General features: G+C 63.7%; 12 protein-coding genes. 3 read left to right on the top strand and 9 right to left on the bottom strand.

The genetic code is table 11. The annotated features are described in order from the left end of the window. Positions 1 to 10: 10 nt before the first annotated feature. The 8 genes from P3T18_RS08360 to P3T18_RS08325 form a co-directional block, all read right to left on the bottom strand. Positions 11 to 769, bottom strand: a complete 759-nt coding sequence (locus tag P3T18_RS08360; RefSeq protein WP_429299448.1) for a lysophospholipid acyltransferase family protein — start codon at positions 767 to 769, stop codon at positions 11 to 13. Positions 770 to 819: 50 nt separating this feature from the next. Beyond that, on the bottom strand, positions 820 to 1,374 hold the full coding sequence (gene gmhB, locus P3T18_RS08355) for a D-glycero-beta-D-manno-heptose 1,7-bisphosphate 7-phosphatase (protein WP_429299447.1): 555 nt from the start codon (positions 1,372 to 1,374) through the stop codon (positions 820 to 822). Between the two features lie 10 nt (positions 1,375 to 1,384). Next, complete coding sequence (glyS, locus tag P3T18_RS08350) at positions 1,385 to 3,484, bottom strand: glycine--tRNA ligase subunit beta (protein WP_429299446.1); 2,100 nt, start codon at positions 3,482 to 3,484, stop codon at positions 1,385 to 1,387. 15 nt (positions 3,485 to 3,499) lie between these two features. Then, complete coding sequence (gene glyQ / locus P3T18_RS08345; RefSeq protein WP_429300071.1) at positions 3,500 to 4,507, bottom strand: glycine--tRNA ligase subunit alpha; 1,008 nt, start codon at positions 4,505 to 4,507, stop codon at positions 3,500 to 3,502. 296 nt (positions 4,508 to 4,803) lie between these two features. Further along, positions 4,804 to 5,676 (bottom strand): FkbM family methyltransferase, encoded by an 873-nt coding sequence (locus P3T18_RS08340; RefSeq protein WP_429299445.1) that lies wholly within the window; start codon positions 5,674 to 5,676, stop codon positions 4,804 to 4,806. Between the two features lie 158 nt (positions 5,677 to 5,834). After that, a complete protein-coding gene (locus P3T18_RS08335) occupies positions 5,835 to 7,445 on the bottom strand; it encodes an FMN-binding glutamate synthase family protein (RefSeq protein WP_429299444.1) in 1,611 nt (536 codons plus the stop codon). Positions 7,446 to 7,555: 110 nt separating this feature from the next. After that, on the bottom strand, positions 7,556 to 8,701 hold the full coding sequence (mnmA, locus tag P3T18_RS08330) for a tRNA 2-thiouridine(34) synthase MnmA (RefSeq protein ID WP_429299443.1): 1,146 nt from the start codon (positions 8,699 to 8,701) through the stop codon (positions 7,556 to 7,558). Between the two features lie 60 nt (positions 8,702 to 8,761). Then, positions 8,762 to 9,256, bottom strand: coding sequence for an NUDIX hydrolase (locus P3T18_RS08325; RefSeq protein ID WP_429299442.1), 495 nt, complete (start codon positions 9,254 to 9,256; stop codon positions 8,762 to 8,764). A 243-nt stretch (positions 9,257 to 9,499) separates the two neighbouring features. Here P3T18_RS08325 and P3T18_RS08320 point away from each other — a divergent pair, with 243 nt between their 5' ends. The 3 genes from P3T18_RS08320 (at position 9,500) to P3T18_RS08310 (ending at position 12,492) form a co-directional block, all read left to right on the top strand. Beyond that, on the top strand, positions 9,500 to 10,642 hold the full coding sequence (locus P3T18_RS08320; RefSeq protein WP_429299441.1) for a Re/Si-specific NAD(P)(+) transhydrogenase subunit alpha: 1,143 nt from the start codon (positions 9,500 to 9,502) through the stop codon (positions 10,640 to 10,642). A 69-nt stretch (positions 10,643 to 10,711) separates the two neighbouring features. Then, positions 10,712 to 11,038: an NAD(P) transhydrogenase subunit alpha gene (locus P3T18_RS08315; protein ID WP_012431753.1), complete on the top strand. Its 327-nt coding sequence runs from the start codon at positions 10,712 to 10,714 to the stop codon at positions 11,036 to 11,038. After that, on the top strand, positions 11,038 to 12,492 hold the full coding sequence (locus tag P3T18_RS08310; protein ID WP_429299440.1) for an NAD(P)(+) transhydrogenase (Re/Si-specific) subunit beta: 1,455 nt from the start codon (positions 11,038 to 11,040) through the stop codon (positions 12,490 to 12,492). The genes P3T18_RS08315 and P3T18_RS08310 overlap by 1 nt, the downstream gene beginning before the upstream one ends. Before the next feature lie 60 nt (positions 12,493 to 12,552). On the opposite strand, the gene P3T18_RS08305 is transcribed toward P3T18_RS08310, so the two are convergent. After that, positions 12,553 to 13,293: a helix-turn-helix transcriptional regulator gene (locus tag P3T18_RS08305; protein WP_429299439.1), complete on the bottom strand. Its 741-nt coding sequence runs from the start codon at positions 13,291 to 13,293 to the stop codon at positions 12,553 to 12,555. Positions 13,294 to 13,299 lie beyond the last annotated feature (6 nt).

Below are 13,299 nucleotides of genomic sequence, written 5' to 3'. Positions count from 1 at the left end.
CGTTAGCGCGTCAGATTGGTGCGGCGGCGGAAGAACTGTCCGTCTCGCGGTACGCGGCAGGATCGATGCGGCGCATTTCAGCTTCGATCCATTGTTCGACGCGCGTGTTCACTTCATCGGGCGTGAGCCCCGTCGTCTCGATCGGCTTGCCGATCGACACTGTGACTATACCCGCATATTTGAGAAACGAGTTGCGCGGCCACACGCGGCCCGCGTTGTGCGCAATCGGAACGACCGGTGCGCCGGTGGCAATCGCGAAGCGCGCGCCACCCGTTTTGTACTTGCCCTTCTTGCCGGTGGGCGTGCGCGTGCCTTCGGGAAACATGATGACCCAGGCGCCTTCGTCCATGCGTTGACGGCCTTGCCGGATCACCGATTCGAACGCGTACTTGCCTTCCTTGCGGTCGATATGGACCATCTTCAGCATGCCGAGCGCCCAGCCGAAAAACGGCACGTACAGCAATTCGCGCTTGAACACGTAGCAGAGCGGCCGCGGCATGAGCGCCGGAAATGCCAGCGTCTCCCATGCCGATTGATGCTTCGACAGCAGCACCGCCGGACCCTTGGGCAGGTTCTCGAAGCCTTCGATCTTGTAGCGGATGCCGTTCAGCCAGCGCACCGTATGGAGCGTGGCGCGGCACCAGCCTGCCGCCATCCAGTAGCGGTTGTCGGCGCGCATGAACGGGAACGCGATGAAGCACGCGGTGGCGTACGGCACCGTGAAGAGCACGAAATAAATCAGCAGCAGCAAAGAACGTATGAAGCGCATCGGCGTGGTCGGTAAGAGTTAAGGGACGCGCGGCGTGTCACGCCTGCACGTCATTCCTGGGCGTCGGCGAGGAAGTCGAGTGCGAAGGCGCGCAGGTCGTCGTGGACGCGCGTGCCTTCGGGCAGTCCGCCCGCTTCGAGTGTTTTGCGGCCTTTGCCGGTCAGCACGAGGTGAGTCGGGTGCCCCAATGCGGCGCCTGCCTGCAGATCGCGCATGGCGTCGCCGACCACCGGCGTATCTTCCGGATCGACCTCGAAACGCTCGGCAATCATCTTGAGCATGCCGGGCTTCGGCTTGCGGCATTCGCAATGATCTTCCGCCGTGTGCGGGCAGAAGAACACCGCGTCGATACGCCCACCGACCGCCGCCGCCATGCGATGCATTTTCAGGTGCATCGCATTGAGCGCATTCATGTCGAAGAGGCCGCGACCGATGCCCGACTGGTTCGTCGCGATGGCGACGCGATAGCCCGCCTGGTTCAGACGCGCAATCGCTTCGAGCGCGCCCGGCAGGGCGACCCATTCGTCCGGCGACTTGATGAACGCGTCGGAGTCGACGTTGATCACGCCGTCGCGGTCGAGGATCACCACTTTTTTGGTCGGCATGGCGCGGGGCTCAGGCAGCGAGTCGGGAAATGTCGGCGACGCAGTTCATCTGCTGATGCAGCGCGCCGAGCAAGGCCAGACGGTTGGCGCGCAACGCCGGATCTTCGGCGTTGACCATGACGTCGTTGAAGAACGTGTCCACCGGTTCGCGCAACGCGGCGAGCGCGGTCAGCGCACCCGTGTAGTCGCGGGCGGCGAGTTGCGTCTGCACGCGCGGCGCGACCTGTTCGAGCTGCGCATGCAAAGCCTTCTCCGCTGCTTCGATCAGCAGCGTAACCTGCACGCCGCCGGTCGTCGCGCTTTCCGACTTCTTCAGGATGTTCGAGATGCGTTTGTTGGCCGCCGCGAGCGAGGCCGCTTCCGGCAAGGCCGCGAATTCACGCACGGCATCCAGACGCGCGACGATGTCGTCGAGACGTGTGGGATTCAGCGCCAGCACCGCGTCGATTTCGCCCGGCGCATAGCCGCGTTCGCGCAGCAGGCCGCGCAAACGGTCCATGCTGAATTCGTAGATGGCTTGCGTCGAGTCGGCGACGTTCGGTACGGCGGCGAACGTGGCATACGCCGCGCGCAGCAATTCGACCAGATCGACCGGCAACTGCTTCTCGACCAGAATCCGCAGCACGCCGAGCGCGTGACGGCGCAGCGCGAACGGATCTTTTTCGCCCGTGGGTTGCAGGCCGATGCCCCAGATGCCGACCAGCGTTTCGAGCTTGTCGGCGAGTGCGACCACCGTGCCGGTTGCCGTGGTGGGCAATGCGTCGCCGGAGAAACGCGGCTGATAATGTTCCGAGCACGCGAGCGCGACTTCTTCCGGCTCGCCGTCGTGGCGCGCATAGTACGTGCCCATCGTGCCTTGCAGCTCGGGGAATTCGCCCACCATGTCGGTGATCAGGTCGGCCTTGGCGAGGCGCGCGGCGCGTTTGGCCAGCGCGACATCCGCGCCGGTCAGCTGGGCGATTGCGCCAGCCAGCGCTTCGACACGCTCGACGCGTTGCAGCGCCGAACCCAGCTTGTTGTGATACACGACGTTCGCGAGCAGCGGCACGCGATCGGCGAGCGGCTTTTTCTTGTCCTGCTCGAAGAAGAACTTGGCGTCGGCCAGACGCGGACGCACCACGCGCTCATTGCCTTCGACGATATCGCCCGGCGTGGCGGTTTCGATATTCGACACGATCAGGAAGCGCGAGCGCAGCTTGCCGTTCGCGTCCGTCAGCGCGAAATACTTCTGGTTGGTCTGCATGGTGAGGATCAGGCATTCCTGCGGCACTTGCAGGAACTCGTCCTCGAAACGGCAGGCGTACACCACCGGCCATTCGACCAGCGAAGTCACTTCGTCCAGCAGCGATTCCGGCATGACGACCTGATCGCCTTCGGCTTGCGCGAGCAGATGCGTGCGGATCTTTTCCTTACGCTCGACGAAATTCGGCACCACACGGCCCTTGTGCGCCAGCGTTTCGGCGTAGGTGTCCGCGTGCTGGATCTGCACGAAGCCTTCCGACAGGAAACGGTGGCCTAGCGTGGTGTCGTCCGCGTCGACGCCGAGCGCCGTGACGGGCACGACTGCTTCGCCGTGCAGCGTGGTGAGGCGGTGCACCGGACGCACGAACTGCACGTTGGTGCCGTCCGGACGCTGATACGTCATGACCTTCGGGATCGGCAGCTTGGCGAGCGTTTCGTCGAGCGCGGCCTGCAAGCCGTCGGCGAGCGTGGCGCCCGGCGCGGCGTAACGCAGGAAGAAGGCTTCCGCCTTGCCGTCCTGCGCGCGTTCGAGGTCGTTCACCGAGAAGTCGGGGAAGCCGAGCGCGGCCAGCTTCTTGGCGAGCGGCGGCGTGGGCTGGCCGTCTTTGTCGAGCGCGACCGAAACCGGCAGCACTTTTTCGCGGACGTGTTTTTCCGGCGCCACCGAACGCACGTTCCGGATGGTGACGGCGAGACGGCGCGGCGTGGCGTAACGTTCGAACGACAGCTCGCCTTCGATCAGGTCGCGCGCCGCGAGGCGCTGCGCAATGCCTTCGGCGAACGCGTCGCCGAGGCGCGCGAGCGCTTTCGGCGGCAGTTCTTCGGTCAGCAGTTCGACGAGCAGGGTAGCTTGATGGGGTTGAGTCATTTCTTGGTGTTCTCGTCAGTCCGGATCGATCTTGCGTTCGACTTTCAGCGGCGGCGCCCAGGCGGGCATCGCGGCGTCCTGTTCGTCGGTCGTCAGGCCAGGCACGCCGTGCACGGGATTGCCGAGCATCGGGAAGCCGAGCTTTTCGCGCGAGTCGTAATACGCCTGCGCGACGAGGCGCGACAGCGCGCGAATCCGGCCGATGTAGGCGGCGCGCTCCGTGACCGAAATGGCGCCGCGTGCATCGAGCAGGTTGAACGTGTGGCCGGCTTTCAGCACCAGTTCGTACGCGGGCAATGCGATCTGCGCTTCGATCATGCGCTTCGCTTCGGCTTCGTAGCTGTTGAAGAACGTGAACAGCAGATCGACGTTCGCGTGCTCGAAGTTGTAGGTGGACTGTTCGACTTCGTTCTGGTGATAAACATCGCCGTACGTCAGGCGACGCATTTCCGGGCCGTTCGGGCCTTGCTCTTCCCACTCGGTCCAGATCAGGTCGTAGACGTTCTCGACCTTCTGCAGATACATGGCGAGGCGTTCCAGACCATAGGTGATCTCGCCGAGCACCGGCTTGCAATCCAGCCCGCCGACCTGCTGGAAGTACGTGAACTGCGTCACTTCCATGCCGTTCAGCCACACTTCCCAGCCCAGGCCCCAGGCGCCGAGCGTGGGATTTTCCCAGTCGTCTTCGACAAAGCGCACGTCGTTCTGCTTCAGGTCGAAGCCGAGCGCTTCGAGCGAGCCGAGGTACAGGTCGAGGATGTTTTCCGGCGCCGGCTTCAACACCACCTGGTACTGGTAATAGTGCTGCAGACGGTTCGGGTTCTCGCCGTAACGGCCGTCTTTCGGACGACGCGACGGTTGCACGTAGGCCGCGCGCCACGGTTCCGGACCGATGGCGCGCAGGAAAGTATGGACGTGGGACGTACCCGCGCCGACTTCCATGTCGATCGGCTGGAGCAACGCGCAACCCTGTTTGTCCCAGTAGGACTGCAGAGTCAGGATGATTTGCTGAAACGTGAGCATGAAGTGCCTTTCGGGCATGAGGGCGCGCCTTGAGCGCCGAAGCGCGCGGGACTCGCCGTGGAGCGAAGTGCTAAACCGTAGATTTTAACGGAAAGGGAGGGGGGTGTCCGTTTTGCCGGGGTGGGGCGATGCGAGGTTGCGGCTCGATCGTGCCGGCGAGGTGCCCGCGGGCTGTGCGCGGCCGGTCACGGGGGGGCTGGGCGGGACAGCCGGCGTTTGTGTGCGTGCGATAACGCGACCGGCGCGCGACCGGCGCGCGGGCGGTGGGGAAAGCGGGAGTTCGAGCGCCTGTCCTGCTAGCCCCTCAATGCATGCCGAGCCAAATCCGAATGCGTCACTTCCGTGAATCCGTCGACTTCCATTTCCAGTTCGCGGGGCAGCGCAAGCATATTGCACGACAACAGCCCGCCGTAGATGTTCTCTGCCCGCCCGAAGAAGTTGGTGGGATTGAACAGCGGCGGCAGATGCCACCACAATCGGTAAGCCTTCGACCACAGCCATTCGATCAAGGCCTGCGACTTGTCGAGCCGGTCGTTTTCCACGTAGATGGTGGGCCGCGAGCGCGCGATGGTTTCTTCGGCGCCTTGCAATGCGTTCAGTTCGAAGCCTTCTATGTCGAGCTTCAGCAGACCCACCGTGTGCGAGCGCAGAACGTCGTCCAGCCGCACGCAGGGCACGGGCGTGGTATTGGCCGTGGCTTCGGTCAGCATGGCCACGCCGCCGAAATTGCCCGGCGCGTCGTAATCCGGTTGCACGAAATGCAGGGTTCCCGGTGTGGTGCCGCACGCATAGGGCCAAGCCAGCACGTTGCGCACGCCGTTGGCGGCGAGATTCGCGCAGAGGTTCTGGAAGATCACCGGCTGCGGTTCGAACGCCACCAGCACCTGGCGTCGCGCCAGCGCCTCGCGCGCGAGCATGACGGTATGCACGCCGATGTTCGCGCCCACCTCGACGACGATGCCCGGCTGCACCAGCAGTTGCCGCAACACCGCCGATTCCAGTTCGCTGCATTCGCCGTATTCGATCAGGGCGCGGCCGAGATAGAAGTCGTTCGGATTGGCGAGCATCCAGCCGTGGCGGGTCTGGACGAGTTGCGTGTGCGCGCCGAGCGCCACCTGAACGGAAGCCGCCGACGCGTGAGCGGAAGAAGAAATAGCAGTCGTAGCCATGGAAACTAAGCGGGGACAGAAGACCCGTCAATTTACGATTCGTGGCGACGCTTGTATATAAGACGAATTCTTAAGGAATCTTATGTATCTGGTGAAGTCGCCAGATGAGCGACCTTGAAGCGATCGACGCGCGGTGCGTCGATCGCGATGGGCGGGCGTCAGGTGGCGGCCAGTTCCACCTTGGGCGAAAAGGAATCGCTCTGCGCCATCGGCCAATATTTCTCGTACAGGGTGTAGCGATAGTTGCCGTTCAGCAGGTCGTTCGGATCGAGGTACTTCAACAGTTCGGACATCAACTGCACCTCGTGCGAAGACACGCGCCGCACGATGTGATGCGCGCGCAGTTCCGCCGGATGCTTGAGCCCAGCGGCCTGAACGATTTCCTTCAGCGCGTGCAGCGTGTTGTGATGAAAGTTGAAGACGCGATCGGCCTTGTCGGGCACGACGAGCGCGCGTTGGCGCACGGGGTCTTGCGTGGCGACGCCGGTCGGACAGCGGCCGGTGTGACAGGTCTGCGCCTGAATGCAGCCCACCGCGAACATGAAGCCGCGTGCCGCGTTCACCCAGTCGGCGCCGATGGCCAGCGTGCGCGTGATGTCGAACGCCGTGATCATCTTGCCGCTCGCGCCGATGCGGATACGCTGACGCAAGCCGATCCCGACCAGCGTGTTGTGCACCAGCAGCAGACCTTCCTGCAGCGGCACGCCGACGTGGTCGGTGAATTCCAGCGGTGCCGCGCCCGTGCCGCCTTCCGCGCCGTCCACGACGATGAAGTCCGGCAGGATGCCGGTTTCGAGCATGGCCTTGGCGATGCCGAAAAATTCCCACGGATGACCGATGCACAGCTTGAAGCCGGTCGGTTTGCCGCCCGACAGCGTGCGCAGACGGTCGACGAATTCGAGCAGACCGCGCGGGGTCGAGAACTCGGAATGCGTGGCGGGCGAAATGCAGTCGCGTCCCATCGGCACGCCGCGCGTCTCCGCGATTTCCGGCGTGATCTTGGCCGCCGGCAGCACGCCGCCGTGACCGGGTTTGGCGCCTTGCGAGAGCTTCACCTCGATCATCTTCACTTGCGGCTCGGCGGCCTGCTTCGCGAATTTTTCCGGGCTGAAGGTGCCGTCGTCGTTGCGGCAGCCGAAGTAGCCCGAGGCGATTTCCCAGATGATGTCACCGCCATGCTCGCGGTGATACTTCGACATCGAGCCTTCGCCGGTGTCGTGCGCGAAGTTGCCTTTCTTCGCGCCGAGGTTCAGCGCCATGATCGCGTTGGCCGACAGCGAGCCGAAGCTCATCGCCGAGACGTTGAAGATCGACATCGAATACGGTTGCGCGCGATCGGGACCGACGACGATGCGGAAGTCGTGGCTGTCGAGCGTGGTGGGCGCGAGCGAGTGGCTGATCCATTCGTGCGCCACGGCTTTGACGTCGAGTTCGGTGCCGTACGGACGGCTATCCACGTCGTTTTTCGCGCGCTGATAAACGATGCTGCGTTGCACGCGCGAGAACGGCTTTTCGTCCGTGTCGCCTTCGACGAAATACTGACGGATCTCCGGACGGATGAATTCGAACAGGAAGCGGAAGTGGCCCCACAGCGGATAGTTGCGCAGAATCGCGTGGCGCTGCTGCGCCAGGTCGAACAGGCCGAGCGCGACCAGCGCGATGGGTATGACGATCCAGAACCAGGACACATGATGTGTCGCGGCGAGCGCGGCACAGGCGGCGAATAGCGCGAGCGCGCACCACATCGCCAGATAACGTCGAGAAAACATGGGGACTCCCGTGCAGTGAGATCGTCACGGCGAGATCGCCCACGCTGTCGGCGCAGGCGGTATTCGCCGCGAAGAGAAACGAATGCCTGCTTTTTATAGTGAAGCGACGTTCAGCGCGCGCTCAGGAGCGCTGCCGTTTGCGTTTGGCGGCCCGCCGGTTGCGCGGTTACCGCGTGTTCGATGATGCCGCCGCCAAGACATACGTCGCCATCGTAGAGCACCGCCGATTGCCCTGGTGTGACAGCCCACTGCGCGGTGTCGAAATTCAGTTCGAAGAGACCCGGTTCGACGTCTGCCGCGCTGAAGGTGCAGGGCGCGTCTGTTTGCCGGTAACGCGTTTTCGCGCCGCAGGCGAAACCCTCGGCCGGCGGTTCGCCCGCCACCCAGCTCGTGTTGCCCGCGCTGAGCGTATGGCTGAGCAGCCAGGAATGGTCGTGGCCTTGCGCGACGTACAGCGTGTTCGACGCAATGTCTTTTCCGGCGACGAACCACGGCTCGCCGCTGCCTTCCTTGCTGCCGCCCAGGCCGATGCCCTTGCGCTGACCGAAGGTGTAGAACGCCAGCCCGATATGTTCGCCGACCACTTTGCCGTCGGTGGTTTTCATCGGGCCGGGCTTGGTCGGCAGATAGCGGTTCAGGAAATCGCGGAACGGACGTTCGCCGATGAAGCAGATGCCGGTCGAATCTTTCTTCTTCGCGTTCGGCAGTGCGATCTGTTCGGCGATCTCGCGCACTTTGGTTTTCGGAATCTCGCCGAGCGGAAATAATGTTTCCGACAACTGCGCCTGATTCAGACGGTGCAGGAAGTAGGACTGGTCTTTCGTGTGATCGAACGCCTTGAGCAATTCGAAGCGGCCATTGTTCTCACGCACGCGTGCGTAGTGTCCGGTCGCGATGGTTTCCGCGCCGAGCGACATGGCGTGATCGAGGAAGGCCTTGAACTTGATTTCGGCGTTGCACAGCACGTCCGGATTCGGCGTGCGGCCGGCCGAGTATTCGCGCAGGAATTCGGCGAACACGCGGTCCTTGTATTCGGCGGCGAAATTGACGGCTTCGACGTCGATGCCGATCAGGTCCGCCACGGACACCACGTCGATCCAGTCCTGACGCGTCGAGCAGTACTCGCTGTCGTCATCGTCTTCCCAGTTTTTCATGAACAGGCCGACCACGTCGTAGCCTTGTTCTTTCAGCAGCCACGCGGTAACCGACGAATCGACGCCGCCCGACATGCCTACTACGACTTTTTGCTTGCTCATAAGATGCTCACTGGGGTACAACCTGATTTCGTTGAATCGTTCGGTCCTTCGTCGGACCATTCACTGACGTTGCGCCGCGCCCTTGGGTCCGACCGAATGCGTGTGCACGAAATCGAGCGGGAAACGGCGGCCGGCGAGGTAATCGTCGATACATTGCATGACGAGCGGCGTGCGATGCCGCTCCGGACAGGCGCGCAATTCTTCGGCGCTCATCCACACCGTACGGACGATGTCCGGGTCGAGCGCGCGGTGCGGTTCCGCTTCGGCGGCGCGGCCGCAATAGGTGAAGCGCAGATACGTCGTGCCTTCGCTGCCGGGACGCTCGAAATGCGTCATGTACATGCCCACCAGCGCTTCGGGTGTGAAGGGATGCGCGGTTTCTTCGAGCGTCTCGCGGACCGCCGCTTCGAGCAGCGTTTCGCCTGCGTCGAGGTGGCCGGCCGGCTGATTCAGCCGCAGCCCGGCGGAGGTGTTTTCCTCGACCATGAGAAAGCGTCCGTCACGCTCGACGATGGCCGCGACGGTGACGTGCGGCGCCCAGGTTTCTGGTTTCATGGCTGCGCATTTTACCGTTTATAGCCCGCGGCTGCCGGGAGCGGAACGATCGCTGCCGGCGGCGGCGCGGCACGCTCGCCGCCGAACCACGCCGCGCCCCGCCCGCTGGGCAACCCCGGATTGTCCCCGATTTCTGCGCACCCCCCTGTTTCGGTTAAAGTGAGGCGTTAGCCGTTGCAATCGCAAGCCGGCGTGCCTCGTCGGCCGATCTGTCGTAAAACAGGAAGTCGAGGAGGAGAAACGATGCACATCGGAGTGCCAGCCGAGACGCGCGCGCACGAAACCCGCGTCGCCGCGACGCCCGAAACGGTCAGGAAGTACGTGACCCAGGGCCACCGGGTCACGATCCAGAGCGGCGCCGGCACCGGCGCAAGCTTTCCAGACGAAGCCTTTACAGCCGCCGGCGCGGAGATCGTCGATGCGGCGAGCGCATTCGGCGCCGAGCTCGTGCTCAAGGTTCAGTCGCCCACCGACGCGGAACTGCCGTTGCTCAAACGCGGCGCGGTTCTGGTCGGCATGCTCGATCCGTTTAATACCGAAAACTCATCAAAGCTCGCGGCGGCAGGCATCACGGCGTTCGCGCTCGAAGCCGCGCCGCGTACGACCCGCGCGCAGAGTCTCGATGTCCTGAGTTCGCAGGCCAACATTGCCGGCTACAAGGCGGTGCTGCTGGCCGCCACGCTCTACCCGCGCTTCATGCCGATGCTGATGACGGCCGCCGGCACCGTGAAGGCGGCGCGCGTGCTGATTCTCGGCGCCGGTGTGGCCGGTTTGCAGGCCATCGCGACGGCCAAGCGCCTGGGCGCGGTGATCGAAGCGTCGGATGTGCGGCCCGCCGTGAAAGAGCAGATCGAATCGCTCGGCGCCAAATTCCTCGACGTGCCTTACGAAACCGATGAAGAGCGCGAAGCCGCGCAGGGCGTCGGCGGCTATGCGCGGCCGATGCCGCCTTCGTGGCTCACGCGTCAGTCGGCGCTGGTGCACGAACGCGCGAAGCAGGCCGACGTGGTGATCTCCACCGCGCTGATTCCGGGCCGCGCCGCGCCGACCCTGATCTCCGTCGAAACGGTGCAGGCCATGAAGCCGGGCTCGGTACTGGTCGATCTCGCGGCCGGTCGCGGCGCGGAGTACGAAGGTCAGCGTGGCGGCAACTGTCCGCTCACCGAAGCGGACAAGGTCGTGATCAAACATGGCGTGACGATCGTCGGCTATACGAACCTTGCCTCGATGGTGCCCGCCGATGCGTCTTCGCTGTACGCGCGCAACCTGCTCGACTTCCTCAAGCTCATCGTCACGAAGGAAGGCGCCCTGAACATCGATCTCGCGGACGACATCGTCGCGGCCACCTTGCTGGCTCGCGACGGTGAAGTCACGCGCAAGGCCTAAGCGCACTAACGTGCATGGGAGCAGGGTAAGGCGCCGCAGCGCCGGCTCTGTTCGACAGGAGACTGGACAATGGAAGTCATCAACCACACCGTCATCAATCTGATCATCTTCGTGCTGGCGATCTACGTCGGCTACCACGTCGTCTGGAACGTGACGCCTGCGTTGCACACGCCGCTGATGGCCGTGACCAACGCGATCTCGGCGATCGTGATCGTCGGCGCGATGCTCGCCGCGGGTCTTACGCTGGGCACACCCGGCAAGTTCTTCGGCACGCTCGCGGTCGCGCTGGCCGCGGTCAACGTGTTCGGCGGCTTTCTCGTGACGCGGCGAATGCTGGAGATGTTCCGCAAGAAAGAACCGAAGAAGCTTCCCGCCGCTGCCAAGGAGAACGCGTAATGAGTCTGAACGTCGTCACGCTGCTTTATCTGGTCGCGTCGGTCTGCTTCATTCAGGCGCTCAAAGGACTCTCCAATCCGAAAACCGCGCGTATCGGCAATACCTTCGGCATGGCCGGGATGGCGATTGCGATCCTGACCACCATCGCGCTGATCGTCAAACAGGCCAATGGGCTCGGCTCGAATCTCGGTCTGGGACTCGGACTGCTGCTGGTTGCGCTGGTAGTGGGCGGCGCAATCGGCGCGTTCGTCGCGGCGCGCGTCGAAATGACCAAGATGCCGGAACTGGTCGCGGCGATGCACTCGCTGATCGGTCTGGCTGCCGTGTGCATCGCGTATGCGGTGGTGTCGGAGCCCTCGGCCTTCGGACTCGTCGATCCCGACAATACGGCGCCCGGCTTTTTGCCGTACGGCAATCGCGTCGAACTGTTTATCGGCACGTTCGTGGGTGCGATTACGTTCAGCGGTTCGGTCATCGCGTTCGGCAAGCTGTCGGGCAAGTACAAGTTCAGACTGTTTCAGGGCGCGCCGGTCGTGTATGCCGGACAGCACCTGATCAATCTGCTGCTCGCGCTCGCCATGATCGGCTTCGGCATCATCTTCTTCCTCACGCAATCGTGGCTGCCGTTCATCATCATGACGCTGATCGCCTTCGTGCTCGGCGTGCTGATCATCATCCCGATCGGCGGCGCGGATATGCCGGTGGTGGTGTCGATGCTGAACTCGTACTCGGGCTGGGCGGCGGCAGGCATCGGTTTCTCGCTGAACAATCCGATGCTGATTATCGCGGGCTCGCTGGTGGGGTCGTCCGGTGCGATTCTGTCGTACATCATGTGCCGCGCCATGAACCGCTCGTTCTTCAACGTGATTCTGGGCGGCTTTGGTAACGATGCGGGTGCGGCGGTAGCCGGCGGCTCGGCGGAACAGCGTCCGGTGAAATCAGGTTCGGCCGACGACGCCTCGTTCATGCTCGGCAACGCGGAAACCGTGGTGATCGTGCCGGGTTACGGTCTTGCGGTGGCGCGCGCCCAGCACGCGTTGAAGGAACTCACCGACAAGCTGGTCGAGAAGGGCATCGAGGTGAAGTACGCGATTCACCCGGTGGCGGGGCGCATGCCGGGTCACATGAACGTGTTGCTCGCCGAGGCCGAAGTGCCCTACGACATGGTGTTCGAGATGGACGACATCAACGGCGAGTTTGGTCAGGTGGACGTGGTGCTGGTGCTCGGCGCGAACGACGTAGTGAATCCGGCCGCGAAGACCGATCCGAAGTCGCCGATTGCCGGCATGCCGATCATCGAAGCGTACAAAGCGCGTACGGTGATCGTGAACAAGCGCTCGATGGCAGCCGGTTACGCCGGTCTCGACAACGACCTCTTCTACATGGACAAGACCATGATGGTGTTCGGCGACGCCAAGAAGGTGATCGAAGACATGGTGAAAGCGGTGGAATGATGAGGGCGCTACGATCTGCCGCGTGCTTCGGCCGCGGCGGATCGTGACGGCGTTCGACGCTCAGCGCGGCTTCGCGTTGACATGCCGCAGCAGGTCGGCGAGCCGCCGTCCTTCCAGATCCGGATAGGATTCGTGCACCTGCAGCCGGTCGATTTTTTCCAGCCCGAAATTGCGAAAGTCTTCGCGCATTTCGCACCATGCGCCGAGTGTCCAGCGCGCACCCCAATAGGCGAGCGCGAGCGGCCATACACGCCGCTCGGTTGCCGCTCCGTTTGCGTCGACGTAGGCGAAACTCACCACCTGACGTGAGTCGATCGCGCGATGCAACACATCCACGCGCGCCGAGAATTCTGCCTTGATATGGAACGAGGGCGCGAAGATCGCCAGCCGTTCGAGCGTCGCGCGTTTGTCGGCCGGCATCGCCGACGCGATCTTGGCCAGTGCGCCGCGCGCGCCGCTGGCGAAGCCCGCGCCGCCCCACGATTCGAGCATCCGCGCGCCCGCCGCGAGGGCGGCCAGTTCGTCGGCGGTGAAAGTGAGCGGCGGCAGACTCGCTGCCCGGCTCAGCCGATAACCGATCCCGGCTTCACCTTCGATCGGCACGCCCGAGAGTTGCAGATCGCGCACGTCGCGATAAACCGTGCGCAGCGAAATATGCAGCCAGTCGGCGAGTTGCTGCGCGGTGGTCAGGCGCCGTCCGCGCAGCAGTTCGGCGATCTGGAACAGGCGGTCGGCGCGGCGCGTCATCGTGGGCGTCTTGTAGAAAAGGACGGGAACAGGTCCCCGATGATAGCGCCGCATGCCGCG

Origin of the sequence: Paraburkholderia sp. GAS199 (assembly GCF_050436585.1) — a bacterium.
GTDB lineage: Bacteria > Pseudomonadota > Gammaproteobacteria > Burkholderiales > Burkholderiaceae > Paraburkholderia.
The sequence above is the reverse complement of the archived record's forward strand: the minus strand, read 5'-3'. Positions and strand labels throughout refer to the sequence as shown.